The 19,261-nt window shown below is 43.5% G+C and carries 13 protein-coding genes; 7 read left to right on the forward strand and 6 right to left on the reverse strand.

From position 1 onward, the window contains the following. Positions 1-58: 58 nt before the first annotated feature. The 3 genes from trxA (at position 59) to htpX (ending at position 4,182) form a co-directional block, all read left to right on the forward strand. Positions 59-925, forward strand: a complete 867-nt coding sequence (trxA, locus tag IPL34_RS10855; protein WP_296841472.1) for a thioredoxin — start codon at positions 59-61, stop codon at positions 923-925. A gap of 121 nt (positions 926-1,046) precedes the next feature. Then, a complete protein-coding gene (gene parC / locus IPL34_RS10860; protein WP_296841473.1) occupies positions 1,047-3,287 on the forward strand; it encodes a DNA topoisomerase IV subunit A in 2,241 nt (746 codons plus the stop codon). 19 nt (positions 3,288-3,306) lie between these two features. Further along, positions 3,307-4,182 (forward strand): protease HtpX, encoded by an 876-nt coding sequence (htpX, locus tag IPL34_RS10865; RefSeq protein ID WP_296841474.1) that lies wholly within the window; start codon positions 3,307-3,309, stop codon positions 4,180-4,182. Between the two features lie 55 nt (positions 4,183-4,237). Here htpX and IPL34_RS10870 read toward each other — a convergent pair whose 3' ends face one another. Continuing rightward, the gene (locus tag IPL34_RS10870) at positions 4,238-8,464 is read right to left on the reverse strand and encodes a hypothetical protein (RefSeq protein WP_296841475.1); all 4,227 of its coding nucleotides are present in this window, start codon (positions 8,462-8,464) and stop codon (positions 4,238-4,240) included. 205 nt (positions 8,465-8,669) lie between these two features. Here IPL34_RS10870 and IPL34_RS10875 point away from each other — a divergent pair, with 205 nt between their 5' ends. Together IPL34_RS10875 and IPL34_RS10880 are read left to right on the forward strand one after the other, a co-directional pair. Further along, on the forward strand, positions 8,670-9,866 hold the full coding sequence (locus IPL34_RS10875; RefSeq protein WP_296841476.1) for a hypothetical protein: 1,197 nt from the start codon (positions 8,670-8,672) through the stop codon (positions 9,864-9,866). A 270-nt stretch (positions 9,867-10,136) separates the two neighbouring features. Next, positions 10,137-11,039 carry an Rpn family recombination-promoting nuclease/putative transposase gene (locus IPL34_RS10880; protein WP_296841477.1) on the forward strand — a complete coding sequence of 301 codons (903 nt, stop codon included), beginning with the start codon at positions 10,137-10,139 and terminating at the stop codon, positions 11,037-11,039. Between the two features lie 294 nt (positions 11,040-11,333). Here IPL34_RS10880 and IPL34_RS10885 read toward each other — a convergent pair whose 3' ends face one another. Together IPL34_RS10885 and IPL34_RS10890 are read right to left on the reverse strand one after the other, a co-directional pair. Further along, complete coding sequence (locus IPL34_RS10885; RefSeq protein ID WP_296841478.1) at positions 11,334-11,501, reverse strand: hypothetical protein; 168 nt, start codon at positions 11,499-11,501, stop codon at positions 11,334-11,336. A 284-nt stretch (positions 11,502-11,785) separates the two neighbouring features. Beyond that, on the reverse strand, positions 11,786-12,229 hold the full coding sequence (locus IPL34_RS10890; protein WP_296841479.1) for a hypothetical protein: 444 nt from the start codon (positions 12,227-12,229) through the stop codon (positions 11,786-11,788). 93 nt (positions 12,230-12,322) lie between these two features. Between IPL34_RS10890 and IPL34_RS10895 the strand changes: the two genes are divergently transcribed. Beyond that, positions 12,323-13,482 (forward strand): IS3 family transposase gene (locus IPL34_RS10895; protein WP_296841480.1). Its coding sequence is split into 2 segments (ribosomal slippage): positions 12,323-12,572 and positions 12,572-13,482, totalling 1,161 coding nucleotides; the frame shifts between segments, so codons are not numbered across the junction. 341 nt (positions 13,483-13,823) lie between these two features. Here the strand turns inward: IPL34_RS10895 and IPL34_RS10900 are convergent. The 3 genes from IPL34_RS10900 to IPL34_RS10910 form a co-directional block, all read right to left on the reverse strand. After that, positions 13,824-14,183, reverse strand: a complete 360-nt coding sequence (locus IPL34_RS10900; protein WP_296841481.1) for an ankyrin repeat domain-containing protein — start codon at positions 14,181-14,183, stop codon at positions 13,824-13,826. 59 nt (positions 14,184-14,242) lie between these two features. Then, positions 14,243-14,686 (reverse strand): hypothetical protein, encoded by a 444-nt coding sequence (locus tag IPL34_RS10905; protein ID WP_296841482.1) that lies wholly within the window; start codon positions 14,684-14,686, stop codon positions 14,243-14,245. A 427-nt stretch (positions 14,687-15,113) separates the two neighbouring features. After that, complete coding sequence (locus tag IPL34_RS10910; protein WP_296841483.1) at positions 15,114-15,500, reverse strand: hypothetical protein; 387 nt, start codon at positions 15,498-15,500, stop codon at positions 15,114-15,116. 237 nt (positions 15,501-15,737) lie between these two features. Here IPL34_RS10910 and smc point away from each other — a divergent pair, with 237 nt between their 5' ends. Beyond that, positions 15,738-19,247, forward strand: coding sequence for a chromosome segregation protein SMC (gene smc / locus IPL34_RS10915; RefSeq protein WP_296841484.1), 3,510 nt, complete (start codon positions 15,738-15,740; stop codon positions 19,245-19,247). Positions 19,248-19,261: the final 14 nt, after the last annotated feature.

Consider the following 19,261-nt stretch of genomic DNA (forward strand, 5'->3'; position numbering starts at 1 on the left):
TAATCATAACACCCTTATCTTATGGGGAACTCTTCACACTTACAGGATTAAGGACGTTATGGCGGATTCACCTTTTATTTTTGAAGCTAATGAAAGTAACTTTGAGCAGGTAATGCAACACTCGCATCGAGTACTGGTGTTAGTCGATTTTTGGGCGGAGTGGTGTCAGCCATGCAAAACCTTAATGCCTATTTTGAGCAAGATTGTTAATGACTTACAGGGGCAAGTCATTATGGTTAAGGTCAATAGTGACCAAAACCAAAATCTAGCGGCACAATTTGGCGTGCGTAGCATCCCGACTGTGAAATTCATTAAAGGTGGCAAGGTTGTTGATGAGTTTATGGGCGTGCAACCCGCTGAAAAAATTCAGCAAATGATTAAAAAGCATCGTATTCGCCCCACTGAACCTTATCGCCAACAAGCCTTAGCCCTTTATCAAGCGGGCGAGGTCGATAATGCCCTTAACTTACTACAACAAGTGTTACAGCATGAGCCAGATTTTGCTGAGGCTAAAGCCGATTTAGCTACTATGCTACTAGCCCAAGAGCAAATAGACGCTGCTGAAGTGTTAGTGAGTGACATTCCCGAAGGTGAAATTCCAGCCGATCAACTCAATCAGCTAAAAGCCGATATTCGTTTAGCTAAATTGCAACAAGCCGCTGATAATCTAGATACCTCAGCGCTAGAAGCACGGATTCAAGCGAATGCTCAAGATTGGGACGCCTATTTAGAGTTGGCCCAAGTTTTAATTGCGCACGGTGAGTATGAGCAAGGATTAGAAAACTATTTGGTTGTGATGCGTAAAAATCCGACTTATAACGAAGGCGCAGGGCGTAAAGGTTTATTGAGTACTTTAGAGCTATTAGGTCCTAAAAATCCTTTAGTGAAAAAGTATCGCAGTAAAATGTTTTCATTATTATATTAATGTTTGATTGCCTAGTTGGAGTGCCTGCCTAGGTGCTCCAAGGCTAATACTCACTCTTTAAGTAATCTACTATTCCAGCCTGTTTCACTAGAGCACTATCCAGCCGCATGCAAGGATCATTATGAATTACGAAGGTATTGAAACGCTGCCATTGCAGGTATTCACGGAAAAAGCCTACCTTGACTATTCCATGTATGTCATTTTGGATCGGGCCTTGCCACATATTGGCGATGGATTAAAACCCGTACAGCGGCGTATTGTTTATGCCATGTCCGAGCTGGGACTGAATGCGACTGCTAAATATAAAAAATCAGCGCGTACTGTGGGGGATGTATTAGGTAAATTTCATCCACATGGTGATTCCGCCTGTTATGAGGCGATGGTGTTGATGGCGCAACCGTTTTCCTATCGTTATACCCTTGTGGATGGGCAGGGCAACTGGGGTTCACCAGACGATCCTAAGTCCTTCGCAGCGATGCGCTACACTGAGTCGCGTTTATCACCTTATGCCAAGATCTTATTGCAAGAACTAGGGCAGGGGACGGTCGATTGGACACCTAATTTTGATGGTACTCTAGAAGAACCGAGTTTATTACCCGCTCGTGTGCCTAATATTTTATTAAATGGTGCAACGGGTATTGCGGTGGGGATGTCGACCGATATTCCGCCGCATAATCTGCATGAAATCGTACAAGCCTGTGTGCATTTATTAGATTACCCCGATGCCACGATTGAGGAGTTATGCCAGTACGTATTAGCGCCCGATTTTCCTACTGAAGCTGAAATTATTACCCCCAAGCGTGAGCTAATTCAGCTTTATGAAAAAGGCTATGGCTCGTTACGCCAACGGGCTAAGTGGGAACTAGAGGACGGCGATATTGTGATTACTGCGCTGCCCTATCAGGTATCGGGGAGCAAAATATTAGAGCAAATTGCCCAACAAATGCAGGCTAAAAAGCTCCCTATGGTCGAGGATTTACGCGATGAATCGGATCATGAACAGCCCACGCGTTTAGTCATAGTGCCGCGCTCGAATCGAGTCGATGTAGAGCAATTAATGCTACATCTGTTTGCGACCACCGACTTAGAGCGTAGTTATCGCGTTAATATGAATATGATTGGTTTAAGTGGTCGCCCTGAAACCAAAAACTTATTAACTATCTTGCAAGAATGGCTGCAATTTCGCCGTACTACCGTCACTAAGCGCCTTAATTGGCGTTTAGATAAGGTAGAAAAACGCTTACATATTTTAGATGGCCTACTGATTGCCTTTTTGAATATTGATGAAGTCATTGCGATTATTCGTAAAGAAGATAATCCCAAACCGGTTCTAATGAAACGCTTTGAGCTAAGTGATATCCAAGCCGAAGCTATTTTAGAGCTGAAATTACGTCATTTAGCTAAACTGGAAGAGGTCAAAATTCGCGGCGAGCAAAAAGAGCTGGATAAAGAACGCAAACAACTTTTAAAACTATTAGGCTCAGCTAAAGAGTTGACTAAATTAATTCGCCGCGAATTAGAAGAGGATGCCAAGTTATACGGCGATGAGCGCCGTTCTCCACTCAATGTCTCTAAAGCAGCACAAGCGCTGGATGAGGCGGCACTGACTCCTTCAGAACCTGTGACCGTAGTACTGTCAAAAATGGGTTGGGTACGTGCTGCCAAAGGGCACGAGATTGATCCTAGCACTCTCAGCTATAAGCAAGGCGATGAGTTCCTGACCTCAGAACGCGGACGCTCTAATCAAACCGTAGTATTTTTAGACAACACAGGGCGTACCTATTCGGCTCCAGCCCATACTTTACCCTCAGCTCGAACTCAAGGTGAGCCATTAAGTGGGCGCTTTAGTTTTCCTCCACAAGCTCAAGTGATTGCCGCACTGATGGGGCGAGATGACGATCACTATGTGATGTACTCGAATCACGGCTATGGATTTGTGTGTCCTTTGAGCGAGCTATATAGCAAGGTCAAGGCCGGTAAAGTAGTAGTCACCACAGGTGAGGGTGCACAAGTCTTACCTCCTTTGAAGATAACCGATTTAGCCACGAGTCGTTTAGCTCTTGCTACCTCGGCTGGATATTTATTGATAATACCGCTTACTGAGTTACCGCTATTAAATAAAGGTAAGGGCAATAAATTAATTAATATCAATCCAGAAGCGTTAAAGTCGGGTCAAGAAACAGTCATTAAAGCGTGTTTATTAGCTGAACATGAAACATTAGTGGTACAGGCAGGGGCTAAATTTAAAACAATAAAACCAACGGAACAGGTGGAATATCAAGGTGCTCGCGGGCTGCGTGGTAAGCTACTAGCCCGTGGATACCAAAGTGTTACTGCTTTGGAGATCGTCAATAAAGGATAACAAATTAGTCGAGGTTTCGATGAAGCGGATTATTTTATTAGCACTGACTAACTTTGCTGTAGTAGCAGTGTTATTTATCACTTGGAATATTATCAGCGCAGTATTCGGTATTCGTGTCCAAGGTGGCTTTGGCGGTATCGCTGTCATGGCGGTTATTTTTGGCTTTGCTGGTTCGCTTATTAGCTTGCTCATGTCTAAATGGATGGCTAAGCGTAGTATGGGGGTGGAAATTATTGAACATCCTCGCACCTCACAAGAACGCTGGCTAGTTGAAACCGTGCGTCGTCAAGCGGACAAAGTGGGCATTGGTATGCCTGAAGTGGGTATTTTCCACTCACCTGATCCTAATGCGTTTGCCACCGGAGCTAATCGCAATAATGCCTTAGTAGCGGTGAGTACTGGCCTATTAGAACACATGAACGCGGATGAGGTAGAAGCTGTATTGGGGCATGAGATCGGTCACGTTGCCAATGGCGATATGGTGACACAAGCCTTATTACAGGGGGTAGTGAATACCTTTGTTATTTTCTTTGCCCGTGTTATCGGTATGGTGGTAGATGGTCTATTCCGAGGCAATAATGACAATAGTGGCCCCGGATTTGGTTATTACATTGGCTCGATAGTCGCGGAAATCTTATTAGGTTTCTTGGCTACTATGATTGTGATGTGGTTCTCACGCTATCGTGAGTTCAAAGCCGATATTGCCGGTGCTGATTTAGCCGGACGCCAAAAAATGATTGCTGCTTTACGCCGTTTACAGCGGGTACATGAGCCAAAAGATTTGCCCGGTGAGTTAGCAGCCTTTGGTATTAGTGGTGGCGGTGGCTTGGGGCGCTTGTTTATGACTCACCCGCCTTTAGAAGAGCGTATTGCTGCTTTACAGGGTATGCAATAAAAAAAGGCTGTCCTTTGGGACAGCCTGATCATTGAGCTTTAAAACCTCGTCTAATTTAGGAAGATGTCGGTGAAGTAGGGGTAGCAGGATTAGGTGCTATCCCTGCTTCAGTCGCCGTGGGTGTTTTGTTTGGTACAACAGCACTCAGAGGAGCACGCGCTACCGGTGCTTTTTTCGGCTCACTTTTCCACAAACCTCCGGTACTAAATGCCTCCCAACCCCAACGTAACCAGCCTAATACCGTAATGGCTAACCATAAAGCCCACAGCAACATCAGTAAGCGGTAGACCCATAACGGTACACTTAGCACGAGCGGTTGAGGTAACTGAGTTCCTGTGCGATCTTGATACCAATTGAGTTGACTAGCATTAGAGCCATAGCCAGTAATCTGCATATCAGGATGCCCTAATAAACCATTAGCAACCGCGCCGATTAACGCTACTAGAGCTAAGAAGGTCAGTGCAATCAAACCCACCTGCATACTATTGAACGTCCACACTGATAAAATACGAGTTAAATTAGCGCGTTGGGTTAAAGCTATGAGCCAAATGACCATCAACACTAATAAATACGAGCTACTTTGACTCAAACCAATGGCGAGTAAAAACCATTGCCACGTTTTAAGCGGGGTGAGCTTAGAGCGCCCTAAAATAAGCGACACAATCAGCAGTGCGAGTAATACGCCCCAAAATAATACCGCTGGACCTAAATCAGGGCCATTCGCCCACAATACCCAACGATCCGCTGCCATCTCGATACTTAAACTGCTATTGACACTATTCACACCTACATCAATCGCGGGAAAACGATAGAGCGTATCGAGGGGCGTATTATCTTGCCAAGTGAGCGCTATAGTTTGCTCAGCCGGATTTAAGGGCACAATAAGCTTATCACCTTGCTGTTGAATCGGACGTTTTTCGCCATTAATGGTTAGGTTCTTAACTTCCACCCCAGCAGGTAAAGTCAGTGTATGTTGTGTGCCTCGGCTGCTACTAATATTCAGAGTTAACTCAATATCTTTAGCGCGTTTACCCGGATTGATTTTTACTTTGCTGGATAAAATAGTCACGGTTTGCCCCGCAACTCCTTCAGGGCGAGTAATCGTTAAATCGAGTGCTTCATTAGGCCAAGGTTTCCAGAGTGGAATACTAATCCCTTCTTCTTCGACAAAGGTATTAATGGGTATACCACTCGCTTGCACATTCCACACGGGACTGGCGGCGACTTGCCATTCCTCTAAATAGTCGGCATTAGCGGCGGCTTTTAAAGTGAGTTTATCAGTAGTATTCAGGCGTGATGACCATGAGAGTTCATCTTGTTGAGCGCGGAAATTAGCCTTAATTTGCCCATCTTTTACAGTCAATTGCTCACTCATAGGTTGCTCACCTGTGAGTAAGGGCAGGCTAATGCTTAAAGGATTAGTGCTATCGGATAAGCGTGTGACGGTAGTCTCAATATACCAATCCAGACCCAAATTGAGGCGGCGCTCAACTTTAACAAAGGTCGGTAAAGTGGTGGCATCTTGATCTAAATTAGCCGCTGCTTCAGTGCCAGTAGTGCGTACTAATTGTAGCTGGCCTTCAGGTACACCATTGTCACGAATCCCATCGACGGACCAATCGGTTGCTTGCCATATAACGCGATAAGGCTTTAAAGGTAAATTGAGGGTGAAGTTAGAGCGCTTAGGTAAAGCACCTTGGAGTACAACATCGTGCTGACCTGCATCCAATACGATCCAAAGTTGTTGATCAGTGTCACGTTTGAGAGCAGCGCTGGGACTACCATTAATAAAGACCTGTTGGGGCAGCCAAGCACCTTGTGCAATCGGTAGAGGAATGGCGGTCTGATTCGCAGCATGCACCCGTAAACGTAATTGCAAACTATCGGCTTGAATCTGGGCATTCATAGACTCCATTTGGGCACATTGCGGCAGGCAGTCAGGCGCTTGTAATAAGCGCTCTTTTAAAGCTTGCAGCATTTCAGCGTTGGGTATATCGGCAGCCAGACTAGGTTTAGGACTTAGAGTGGTAAGCCCTACTACCGCACATAAGGCTAAGCCCAGCGTGAATTGCGCTTTGATGCTACTCCAAGGGTTTTGCTTGAATTGTTGCCAAGCGGCTTGTGGCGTATTGGGTTGATGAGGATCGCCTTTAGGCCAAATTAAACGCCACGCCAACACCAATAACAGGGCAATGCCTAAAAATTTCCACAATGCAGTCGTTAATGGATTAATAAGCATCAGATAAATACTCTCGTCTGGGCGAATAGGGCCAGACCATGAAAAGTTCACACTCGACCATTGCCAATTCGGTAAACCAGGGCCGGTTTGAATCATGCTATTAGGATCAAGTGCTTGCAGATCGACTTTAGATTTTTTGGCTTTGGAGTACGAGCCTATATTTTGTGCCATTTCTCTGGATACACTTTGCTTACGTTCTTCGGCTATCTCTTGTTGTTGAACCATGGCAGCATTATCTTCCGTGGCTGCTACAGTGGCTTCGGGTGCTGGTGCTGCGACAGGGGCATAATCGGCTGATCCGGCATAATAATCACTGCCATAGTAGTCCCGTTCTAATTGCGGATAGAGTGCAGTGCGAATGGTATCAATCATATAGGGCACGACGATGAGCGCGAGTATGACCAGACTCAGCAGGCGATAGTATTTGAGTAGATCTTTAATCAAGCCATTCGGGACTACGCGCAAGAGTGCAATCACCGCTAATAAATTGAGCCAAATAATGCGGGGTGCATCATTCTCATGCCAAATAAATACTAAGGCAATCAAAGCAAAGACGCCCCAAAGCGGTTGATATAAGTAGCCCACGGCGAGTGCAATAATCAGCACAAGAAATAAATCCAATAATGACCAACTTAAAAACCAAGTATCGGGGGCATTGTCCATGCCACTAGCATGTAGCAAGCGCCAACCCGGAGGTAAATACAGCTCCGTGTTCACTTGCTGAAGTTCTTGCTGCCAGCCATTAGCAGGCGGAGTACTGATTGAACCTTCATAACGGCTATCAGCGCTAAGATTTAATGTGCTTTGTCGGACTTCCACCCCTATATTGGGCGGATTCGTATCACTTTGCTGTGTAATTAATTGAGGCGCACCATTAATAGTGACCCGACCTAATTTGAGTTCTGGCGTGGTATTAAGACGAGATTGCTCGGCTAATGTGCCTTGTAATTGATCCTGAATGCTGTAGCCCGTCCCCGCAAAATCAAGCCAAAGAGTACGTTTGAGCGCGAGTTCATTGCTTTTATTCACTGCCATACCACGATGCTGTTCGGTCAGGGTCAATGTATCGCCACTATTCATTAAGTAAGCAGGTAGGCTATTCCAGTCACTCGGTAGTTTAGTTTGATTAGGGTCAATACTGGGTACACCACTAACCTCGACTTGGCGCAAAGTGTGATCTGCTTCAAAGACCCAGACTTCTTGATTAGGCCAAGGTTGTTGGCTAGTCGGTAAGGTAAAGCTGGTTAAATTATTCGGTGCACGGCTCGTAATATCAATCGTCCATTCGCCCGGACGCAATTGCACTTGTAAATGCTGATTACGCTCAATGCGGCTAGGTAATTCACTCTCTAAAGCCAGTGGTATAAAACCTTCCAACAGCACGGGGCTAAGATCGGTATTACGCTGTTTACCTGAGACGCGTAGTTGAATACGAGTGAGTATTTCGATGGGGTGCGAATCGGTGATTTTACGAAAGACTTGAATATCTAAATTATCTTCGCTGCTGGCTTCGGTATTTTGTGTGAGCCATAAACGCCCTTCGTTATTAAATTCTGGGTTGGGAATACTTGTGCCATTCACAGTGAGCTGAATTAGCCCCGACTCAGGGCTAACAAACACGGTCTTAGGGAGCTTATCCCATTGAAATTGACCACGAATAATATAAGTACCTTGGGCGAGTTTTACCGTAGGGTAGTCGTTTTTGGGCAATACGGTAAGCGCTACATTTTGATCCGTTTGTACATTGGTAGGCCAATGCTGAGCATCTCCGGGGAGGCGTATGGTACTTTCTTGATAGATTTGCCAGCGTTGGGTAAACGTGCCACCTTGCTCATTGAGATTTAAATCTAAGGTACTAGGCCAAGCGCAGTATTGTTCGGTAGTCGAATAGGCGCGGGGGCAAATGCGTTCAGGCGCATCTTGCAATACCCAGTCGATCCAAGGTTTAAGAGGCTCAGGGACTTTTTCAGGAGTGAGCGGAGCTGCGAAAGCCGCTGACAGATGAAACAAAATAAATAACAGCACTAAACGAAGATGGCGCATAAATCAGCTCGCTTTTATGAATTTAGTATAGCTTCAGACCACAGTATAGGCACAATTTATCCCGAACAACATGCACCTCATTGAATTAAAAAATAGCAAAGATGAAAGGAGTTAAATAAACGATTAGCGCTTTAAAGTGAGGATTCAGGTCAATAGGTTTAAGCTAAGTGTTTAACATCTCTAACAATAAAATATAGGGGCTGCTATGTCGAACGATTACCAATCGTCCAATAAACCGTTTCCAGATAATCATATGGCGCAAGCATTTACCCCTGACGGTATGCCTAAGCCTGCATTTGATGTTGATTTAAATTTAGCTGATTTGGATGTGGATCATTTAGATGAGGAAATTGATGCACTCGCGGTATTAGAAGCTTCTAGTCATAAGCCAGTGGTCACTGTATCACCGCCACCCGTCACAGCGCCTACTTTGCCGAATTCACCTGTTTTGCCTAGTTTTCCAGAGTTTAATACGCGTACAGAACCCGTAGTGAGCCAAGCGCGGGCTATGCCTGATTTAGCCACACTTGCACCGAGCGTAACTGCCCCTAATACGGTTACTATTCAACAGCCTCCTATGGTGGAGGCTCCTGCTGTGATTCCTACGCCAGTGATTCCATCAGCAGAGCAACCGACGCATACTCCCGCACATACGCCTATTGCTCCTACTGAGCAACGTTTTATTTCTAATCCCCTCCCTACAATTGAGCAAAATAATAATAATATGACTGATGGTGTAATCGGCACAGCGCGAGTAGTGACTCAACCTAGTGCACAGCCTTTTAATCACTCGGCTGTTTCAGACAATACAATGGGCAATGCACGAGCAGCCACTGCTCTTAATAAGGCTAAAGTAGGTGATAATGGTAAGGAACCCTCTATTTTAGAGGAACCAGCGGTTAATGTGCTGCAAAAGGTTATTAATGCTTATAACCTGTTAGAACAGCAAATGGCGACTAATAAAGCAGAGCTTGAAGATGCCTATAGTAAGTTACAAACCGTTAAAGAGAAAAAATTAGCTTTAGAAGCAAAGCTGCATGAAATTACTCCCCCCGGATTGCCTGCTCCCTTACAGTCTTTAAATGGTAATAAAGAATCTATTTTAGAATTAGATTCACTGTATCAAGAGGTTAAAGAGAGCAAAATCAATACCCAGAATCGTAGTTGTGATACGGTAATTGAGTACGCTAAGAGCATTCGTAAGCATATTGTCGGGGACTCCTCAAAAGCAGAAGAGTTTTTACGCCCCTTAACGTTATCCTGTGAAATATTAAAAACCAATATTCAGCATGTGCGGACTTTAGAGCAGGTGGTGGAATTAATGGAAATTAAGAAAAACCTTACCCATAAGCGTAATGAAGTGCATAGGACTATTAGTTTGTTGATGGGGCAGATTGCTTAATTAGACCATACTATAAGTGAAAGTCAGTTAGTTCATTTACGTGGTAGCAATAAAGCCTAACTGAATTAATCTTGGTTAGGCTTTTTGGTCATGATTTAGAAGAGTTGAATAGGTGATAAAACCGTTTAGTCTAAGCGCCTTTCAGTGACCGGTTAAGTAAGGTGATGGTAACCGTACTCTTCTAAATCATGACCCTGTGGCGGATAGGAGTAAAACGATTTTTAGACTATACTGTGGTTCTAACTTGCCCCGCTCTACAGGCTGACGACCATGACCGATGTTTACCTCAACCCCCTGACGGACTTTGGCTTTAAAAAGCTCTTTGGTGAGGAGCCACATAAAGACTTGTTGATCAGTTTCCTCAATACCTTATTGCCGGAACATCATCAAATATCCGAGTTGACCTATACCAAACACGAATATCAGGGGCTGAGTGTGTCGGATCGGAAGGTCATTTTTGATCTGAATTGCAGGAGTCCATCAGGCGAGCGTTTCATTGTCGAATTACAACGGGTCAAACAAATCTACTTTAAGGATCGGAGCTTGTTTTATTCCACCTTTGCCATTCAAGAACAAGCTAAACAAGGGAGTTGGAATTATAAACTGGAAGCAGTCTATACGATTGGGATTTTAGATTTTCTGATGGACGATGATGAGCAAGAGGTGATTTATTATGCCCAACTCAAAGACCAACATAATCGCCTATTTTACGATAAATTGAGTTTTATTTATTTAGTACTGCCCCGTTTTAATTTACAGCAGCATCAATTAGTCACTTTACAGGATAAATGGCTTTTTGCTTTTAAGCATTTACAAGAGCTAGACCAGATTCCGGCTGCGTTACATGAGAGGGTGTTTCAGCGATTATTTACGATAGCCAAGATAGCGCAATTACCCCCTGAAGAGAGACAGGTCTATGAAAACAGTTTAAAGGATTATCGAGATTTCATGAGTTCTCAGCAAACGGCGCATTGGGATGGTTATCGGGAGGGGATTGAAGAGGGTAAACAGCTAGGGTTAGAGGAAGGTGAACAACGGGGCTTAGAGAAAGGGGCTTTAAAAAAGGCTCAGGAAGTGGCGCGGAATTTACTCCAGTTAGGTGTGTTACCGGTTGAGCATATTGCTCAGGTGGCGGGGCTTTCGGTGGAAGAGGTGGTGAGATTAAAAGAGTAATGCTTATAAAGCATTGTATTTCCATCGCTTTATAAGTAGGAGACAAGTTGTACATGAAGGGTAGGGGAAGAGCCGCCATCTTTAATTTGGGTAGAGCAATTAAAGAGTTGAAACGTTTTTGCATGACCATCAATGAGACTAGAGTTTAACAAAGTTCTTTGCTGACTGATCTTTTGATTTTTAACACAGTTAATGCATTACCCCAGTTTTAAACGTATCAAATCTGCGAACCGATCACTGGCAGCCGTAGCCGCCAATGATCGGTTCGCTAGTACATCAATCAATCGAGTGTGATTAAAACTGCTTCACAATAATATAAATGATGAAAGCCAGCAAAATTGAACCTACAATAATCGCAGCCCATTTTTGACGGCGTGTTCTTGCTTTTGTTAAACCACCTATTCCCGGCATATAATCACCATTTAATTCCTGAGTAACCCTGATCAATTGTGTAACCACCATTAATACTACCTATATTACTTGTATCCCCCATGGTTTTCCCTGCACCGATTCCAATAACAGTTGCAGTAGCACCACCTGATGAAACAACAATTCCGTATACTATAGAGTTATATGACCTACTAACAATTACCATTACTAATCACAAAGTGAGGCTTGAGGTATTTTTCTAAAAAAGTGCTTGTACCACCTGATGAAGAAAAAAACCTAGCAAGAAGAGTACCCCAATGAAACAAACTATTTTCTGTTTTTTGGTTTTTGGGGATGAAGAAATACTAAACATAATATTACCACGCTATTCCAGAATAACCTTGATCGATAGTATATCCGCCATTGATGTTGCCAGCATTATTTGTATTTCCAGCAGTTTTGCCAGCTCCAAAACCAACCACTGTAGCAGTAGCACCACTAGATGAGATCACTATGCCACCTCCTAGGCCTGCATATGAAACTGTACCACTACCTGCATAACCTGAAACAAAGTTATTGGTATCTCCCGGAGACACTGTAACTTGGTTAAGCCAGCCGCCTCCTATACTTGCGCTTGTCCCAACAGAGTTTGAGACGGCTTTGTTCAAACCTCCACCGACAAAAGAATTTCCATCTCGTGAAAAAGGACCCCATACACTGCCTACGTAGAAGTCTATTTGAAAATTAACAAAATCAGGAGTACGCATTAGATTACTTAACCCCACACAATCATTAATTGAGTGATTGAATGCCCAGTTCATAAACTGTCCTACTTCTGCATAAGCACTGGGTGTTCTGGTCTAATACCCCCTGACACAAAGGAATAGGATAAACTGTCCTAAATCGAGGTGTCTATGAATCAGAAACGAGTCTACAAGAATTACTCGGTAGCCTTTAAAGAAGAAGCGATAGCCCTAGTGACCGAGCAAGGTTATAGCGTAGCGGACGCAGCAGCGTCACTAGGTATTCGTCCCAATCAACTCTATGACTGGAAAAAGAAACAGGAAGCGGCATCGGGTGGTACGGTATTGAGTGCCGATGAGCGTGTAGAGCTATTGCAGCTACGTAAGGAAAACAAACACCTACGGATGGAGAAAGAGATCCTAAAAAAGGTCAGTGCCTTCTTTGCCAGAGAAATGAGATAAAATATCGTTTTATCAAAAGCTTACCCCCGAGGATACCGATTCGACTGGCGTGTCGGGTGATGCAAGTAAGCCACAGCGCTTACTATGACTGGCTCAACCGTCCGGCTCGCCTCATTAAGGCAGACGAGTTGACCTTGTATCGACGAATCAAGCATCTCTTTAAAGCCAGTCGGGAGAGTCTAGGGTCTAGAGAACTGGTCAAACGGTTACGCAAAGAAGGCTTTCAAATCGGTCGTTATCGGGTACGTCGACTGATGAAGCGTTTGAACTTAGTGGTGATTCAGCGACCAGCGTATCGGGTGACGACTCAGCGCAATCCTCGTCATGGAGTAGCCGCGAATCGGGTCAATCAGGACTTTAACCCGTCCCGTCCTAATCAGGTCTGGGCGGGTGACGTGACCTATTTAAGAACCCCAGAGGGCTGGATGTATTTAGCCATCGTCATGGACTTATACTCCCGCAAGATCATTGGCTGGGCACTGGATCAACGGATGACCACGGCTTTGGTCGAACGGGCGATGCAGCAAGCAATCACCTTGAGAAATCCTCCGAACGGGCTGATTTTTCATAGTGATCAAGGCGCTCAGTACACCAGTCAACGCTTTGGTAACTTATTGAGGCAGCACGGTATTCAAGCCTCAATGAGTGGAGTCGGTGCCTGCTGGGATAATGCGGTGGTGGAGCGTTTTTTTGGCAGCTTGAAGAATGCGTGGTTATTAAAAGTCAATCATCTGACCCGACAAACGATGAAGCAGGATGTGGATGCGTATATTCGTTATTATAACCATGAGCGTTTACATACAGCGAATGGTCATCAATCTCCAGTAGAGTTTGAGTTGTCTCAAATTAATCTGTCAGGGATTGCTTGACCAGAACAGGGTGAAACAGATTCCCAAAATAACCCTTTTGAGTCTGTGAAACGTAGTAGACTCTTCCCGATATACCCAAAGGTATTTAGTTCACCGTCCAACCCAATCGGATCAGAGCTAATATAGCGCCATAATACCGATTCCAATTATAATGTTGCTCTTGAGCTGTAGCGTTGTAGGGACTATTTGTATAATGATGAGGGAAACCATATCGCCCTCATCATTATACAAATACAAGGACGAGTTATTTGGATGTTATCATTTACAAGGGGCATATCACTTCAATTGAGTAAAAATAATGCCACTAATCTAGTGTGACACATAGCAGCACTTTTAATGCACTAGCTAAAAAGCGCAGCTATAGTTTCATTGCCTAGTAATAAGGCTAAGTCAGCAGGTGAGCTACCATCATCATTTTTAATCATAACATTTGCACCATGTTTCAAAAGCAACTCAACTATGTTTTTATGCCCTTGCTCAATAGCTTCATGCAAAGGTGTATAGCCATGCTCGCCTTGTGAATCTATGTCTGAACCATTAGTGATTAAGAGTTTTACCTCATCAAAACTGCCACGAGTAGCAGCAATGTTAATAGGGTAATTACCAAAAATACTTTTAGAATTTAAAGTAACCATAGATTGGCTAATATACTCAGGTAATTCAGAATAGGACTCTAGTAAGTCAATCAGCTCTTTATTCATATTACATTTCTATCTTTCGTAGATGCTATTAATGCTGTGTCAAGAGAAAAACATAGTATTTAATGCAATTTTTCTAAATTACTATTTATCTCAGTTAATGTTATATTTAAATCTCCATAAGTTTCCTCATCTGCGTCATATAATAATTGATTATCAGCTATATACTGCATTAACTGTTGAAATTCAGAGAAAATATCATTGATTTCAGCTAGGTGTTTTTTTGAATTCAAATAAAATAGGTTAAAAAGGCAATCAACAGCACTTGTTATATCTAATGAGTCTTTAGAGCTTCGTGATTCTATAAATTCTTTTAAACCATAAATATAGTAAACAAGTACATTGATTGGCATATAGTAAAGGTCATAGCAGCGAGCATGAATGTTTTCTTTAAATGCAATTTGCATCTCTTGGTTAGATTTATTGAAAAATATTTTATAAGCATATGCCGTGTCAAGATCAGTTAAATCACCCCAATCTTCTTGTCGTGGTATTATCATATTCATAAGTGTTTACTCACAGAAATCCAAAGGCTCATTTTCACAATCTCAAGAATTTTTATAGTGTGTTATTTCTTTTTTATTCGCTCTCTTCTATCTTTGCAAATATCGCCGATTTCAGGTGGTGGAGTATCGCAAAAATCATGATAGGTTTGACGTTATGCCTCTGCTCTTGCTTCCTCTTCTGCTGTTCGTTCTGGTTTTTTAGGAGTATCTTTAGATACCATCACCCCAAATACTAGATTGAACTGACTCATTAACATCACAGTGATGGGGACGGCGGTGGAAGAGGTGCTGAGATTAAAAGAGTAATGCTTTTAAAGATTTGATAAAGGTGAAACACGCCAAAGTGTATTGGGTCAGTGCGAAACTGGAAAAAAAGATACCTAAAAATGTTAAAAAGTTAGGCATTATAAATGGTAATTGACTATATTTAATCGCTTATCTCTGGGAAAAGTTCTTGATAAAACTCTCCTGTATACCATAGGGGTCTGTCTGTACTTTTCCCATACCAAAAAAATTGATTTAATATTCTTTTGAAATCTTCATCACTCATATTAACTGCATTGTCATAATATAAATTGAAAGGATAATAACCATTTTCTACTGCTATACTCCAATCATTCTCATGGGAAGTGTAGCTTTTCATATCTATAATCCCGATAATTAAGCCATTTTTAGCACCATTACAACCTAAAAAAGGTATCATAATAGAAAAACAACAAGTAGATTCTTTCGTGCTTAATATAAACGGAGAGTAAAATTTTAACCCTAAACGTTCAATTTTTTCCTTAAGAAATATCACTTGCATTAAACCCATACCCGATACTTATATTGATTTATATGGCTATTAAATTGAATAGTTATTAAGTTTGGTATTGATCTATGGATTAAAGTAAGCATTTTATTCCATAAACTATACTTAACCATATGATTAGAGTACCAGAATTTACCATTATATTAAATTCCCAGCTTAAACTTCAGTTGAAAAAAAGTGTGCTTTATATCATCCTTGCGCGTTTTCATGGCTTGGTTTAGCTGAAGGGAACTCGGATTCGTGCGCTTAGTTAAAATCCGCATTGCGGGCTTTAAAAGTTTTGTTGACCCCATGACGCTGGAGTTGCGTAGTCCATTAGTCGGTATTGTAGGGCCTAATGGATGCGGCAAATCTAATACCATCGATGCGGTGCGTTGGGTCATGGGCGAAAGCTCCGCTAAGCACTTGCGCGGACAATCTTTAGAAGATGTGATTTTCAATGGCTCATCAGCACGCAAGCCTGTAGGACAAGCCTCGGTTGAATTAGTTTTTGATAATTCAGCAGGTAAGTTGGGTGGTGAATATGCACAATACCAAGAAATTGCTCTTAAACGAGTAGCGAGTCGTGACGGTAAATCAGCCTATTACTTAAATGGTACGCGGTGTCGACGCCGTGATATTACTGACATTTTTCTCGGCACAGGTTTGGGGCCACGCAGTTATGCCATTATTGAGCAGGGCATGATTTCGCGTCTGATTGAAGCCAAACCTGATGAGTTACGTACTACGCTTGAAGAAGCTGCGGGGATTTCGCGCTATAAAGAGCGCCGCCGCGAAACCGAAACTCGCATTAGCCATACACGGGATAACTTAGAGCGCCTCAATGACATTCGCTCCGAAGTGGCTAAGCAGCTCACTAAACTGGAAAAACAAGCCGCCGCCGCGACTCAATACCAAACCCTACGCACAGATGAACAACACATAGCGGCTCAAGTCATGCTGTTGCAATTAGAAGCATTAGAGCAAGCGGAGCGCGAGCAATTAGCGCAATTAAGTGCTGTTGCAGAATATTATAAAGCCCAATGGCAAGTGGTGCGTGAGCAAGAGCAGTTAGTGGAGCAATTGCGTGAACAGGTCAAGGAGGCTAATCAGCAATTCAATCAAGTCCAAGGTGATTATTACGAGGCAGGGGCAGTGATTGCGCGTTTAGAGCAACAGTTACGCCATCAAAACGAACTCAAAGAACGCCAACAACAATCTTTAAGCCAATTAGAAAGTGCATTAGTCGAGGCGCGTGAGCATCAAGCGGAAGATTTAGCCGCTTTAGCCTCAAACCAATCCGAGATTGAGAGCCTCAGCCCACAATTGCCGCTTCTAGAGCAACGGCGGCAAACATTAGAGGCGGAGTACTTACAGGCTCAGCAAAGATTGAACCAGTGGCAAAAGGCTTGGAATGAGTTACAAGCCCACATTGAAATTCCTACTCGTACTGTACAAAGTGAACAAGCCAAATTAGGGCAATTAGAGCGCCAACAGGTCCAACTACAACAACGCCAATCTCGTTTAGAGCAAGAGCTAGGTTCGTTAAAGCATACGGATACTGAAGAGGAACGTTTAGGATTAACTGAGGAGTGGGAAGAGACTAAGCAACGTCGTATTGAGCTAGAAACCGAGTTAAATAGCTTACAAACGGCTATTCCCGCACAACGTAGCCAAATACAAACCTTGCAAACCCAATTAGCTCAAGTACGCCTTGAATATGAACAGGCTCAAGCGCAATGGAGTGCTTTGACTACCTTGCAACAAGCGCAGCTACATAATGACTCCAACGAGCGCCAGCAGTGGCTTGCTACTAAGGGTTGGAGTTCAGCTCCCCGTTTAGCCGAAATATTGCAGGTAGAAGAGGGGTGGGAAGTTGCTATTGAAACGGTATTGAGCGAGGTCTTAGATGCTGTTTGTATTGAGCAGTTACAGCGGCAAATTGATAGCGGTTGGCCTAAACAAGGTGTGAGCTTAATACAGACTCAGGGGAAGTCTAATGAGTATGAGTTGAAACCATTAGGTGAGCTATTGCCTTTAGCGACTAAAGTATTAGCCCCTATTACTCTGCATGAGCAGCTAGCCGCTATTTATTGTGTTGATTCCTTAGCCGAGGCTTTTCAGCATCGAATGCAGTTAGCAATAGGGCAGTCGATTATTACCCCAGACGGATTTTGGCTAGGGCGCTATTGGCTAAAGTCCCCTAGAGCTGAAGTGCAAGAGTTGAATACTTTACAACGCCAACAGCTTATTACTGAGTTGCAGACCGTTACTCAAGTACAACGCCAGCAATTAAGTGGCTTACAAGCGCAATTAAACACCGCACAACAGCTACAGTACGAGACTGAGCGCCAGCTACAAGCCCTACAGAATGAGCTGAATCAACTCCAGCGCCTTGAGGCTAAGCAAAACCAAGCCTTAAATAATTTACTTCAGCAGCAACAGCAAATAGCTCAACAACGCCAACGCATTGAGCAAGATTTAGCTGAGTTACAGCAATTTAAGGAGGAATATCGTTTTGAAGCAGAGGAAGCGCGGGAGCATCTGGTTACTGCTCAATTAGCTTTAGAAAATTTGAGCACTGAACGTCAAACCTTGCAAGCAGAGCAGGCTAGCTTACAGAATGTCTTAGAGCACATTCAAACACAACGTCATGCCGCACAACATGAGCAGCAGCACTTAGTATTAAAGCTGGACACCTTACAGTCTCAGCTAGGAGAACGCACTAAACAACTAGATCGCGTCAAGCAACGCCTAGCTACGCTAGTGACCCAATATGAGCAGCTGCAAATGACCTTGCAAGCACAAGTTGAACCGCTGCAAGAGGGGCAAAGCGAACTTGAGATAGCGCGTGAGGCTAGAGCTTTGGTTGAAATACGGCTACATAGTGCACGTAAAGCAATGGAGCAGGCTGAACAAGCAGTTATAGAGCAAGATCGTAAACGTTTACAGGCTGAGCAGCTATTAGACAAACTACGCTCCGAACAAGAGCAATTAAAGCTCAATTGGCAGGCTTTGCAGGTCAAAACACAGGATTTAAGTGAACAATTTCACGCATTCGGCTTAAAGCGTGAAACGTTACACTATGCTATTGCGACTGAAAATCTGCAAGGATTGCAACAGCATTTAAATCAAGTGCGAGTCGCAATAGCGAAATTAGGTGCGATTAATTTAGCGGCGATTGAGGAGTTTCAGCAATTAACTGAGCGCAAGAATTATCTCGATACTCAGTATCATGATTTGATTGAAGCGCTCGATACTCTCGAAGCCGTGATGAAAAAGATTGATCGCGAGACGCGCACACGTTTTAAAGAGACGTTTGAGCAGGTTAATACCCAACTCAGTCAAATGTTTATGCGTTTATTTGGTGGGGGTGAGTGTTATTTGCATATGACAGAGAACGATTGGCTTACCACTGGAGTAGCGATTATGGTGCGTCCTCCGGGGAAGCGCATTAGTCATATTCAATTACTTTCGGGTGGCGAAAAAGCTTTAACTGCGGTAGCGTTAGTCTTTGCCATCTTTGCTTTAAATCCTGCACCGTTTTGTATGTTAGATGAGGTGGATGCACCTTTGGATGAGGCGAATGTGGGGCGCTTTGCTGAGCTAGTACGCCATATGTCAGCACAAGTGCAGTTTATTTTTATCACCCATAACCGTGTCACGATGGAGCTTGCCGAAAACCTGATAGGTGTTACTATGCGCGAACCCGGAGTCTCACGTTTGGTCGCTGTTGATGTAACCGAGGCAGCACAATTGGCTAATCAATAATAAAGGAAGTTAGA

It is taken from the genome of Thiofilum sp. (genome assembly GCF_016711335.1).
Taxonomy (GTDB): Bacteria; Pseudomonadota; Gammaproteobacteria; order Thiotrichales; family Thiotrichaceae; genus Thiofilum.

Bases quoted from the DNA above. Each gene is read 5' to 3' on its own strand.
- htpX (WP_296841474.1), top strand. From the start codon at position 3,307: ATGAAGCGGATTATTTTATTAGCACTGACTAACTTTGCTGTAGTAGCA.
- IPL34_RS10885 (WP_296841478.1), bottom strand. From the start codon at position 11,501: ATGGTGGTTACACAATTGATCAGGGTTACTCAGGAATTAAATGGTGAT.
- IPL34_RS10875 (WP_296841476.1), top strand. From the start codon at position 8,670: ATGTCGAACGATTACCAATCGTCCAATAAACCGTTTCCAGATAATCAT.
- IPL34_RS10900 (WP_296841481.1), bottom strand. From the start codon at position 14,183: ATGAATAAAGAGCTGATTGACTTACTAGAGTCCTATTCTGAATTACCT.
- trxA (WP_296841472.1), top strand. From the start codon at position 59: ATGGCGGATTCACCTTTTATTTTTGAAGCTAATGAAAGTAACTTTGAG.
- parC (WP_296841473.1), top strand. From the start codon at position 1,047: ATGAATTACGAAGGTATTGAAACGCTGCCATTGCAGGTATTCACGGAA.
- IPL34_RS10890 (WP_296841479.1), bottom strand. From the start codon at position 12,229: ATGAACTGGGCATTCAATCACTCAATTAATGATTGTGTGGGGTTAAGT.
- IPL34_RS10910 (WP_296841483.1), bottom strand. From the start codon at position 15,500: ATGGGTTTAATGCAAGTGATATTTCTTAAGGAAAAAATTGAACGTTTA.
- IPL34_RS10870 (WP_296841475.1), bottom strand. From the start codon at position 8,464: ATGCGCCATCTTCGTTTAGTGCTGTTATTTATTTTGTTTCATCTGTCA.
- IPL34_RS10905 (WP_296841482.1), bottom strand. From the start codon at position 14,686: ATGAATATGATAATACCACGACAAGAAGATTGGGGTGATTTAACTGAT.
- IPL34_RS10880 (WP_296841477.1), top strand. From the start codon at position 10,137: ATGACCGATGTTTACCTCAACCCCCTGACGGACTTTGGCTTTAAAAAG.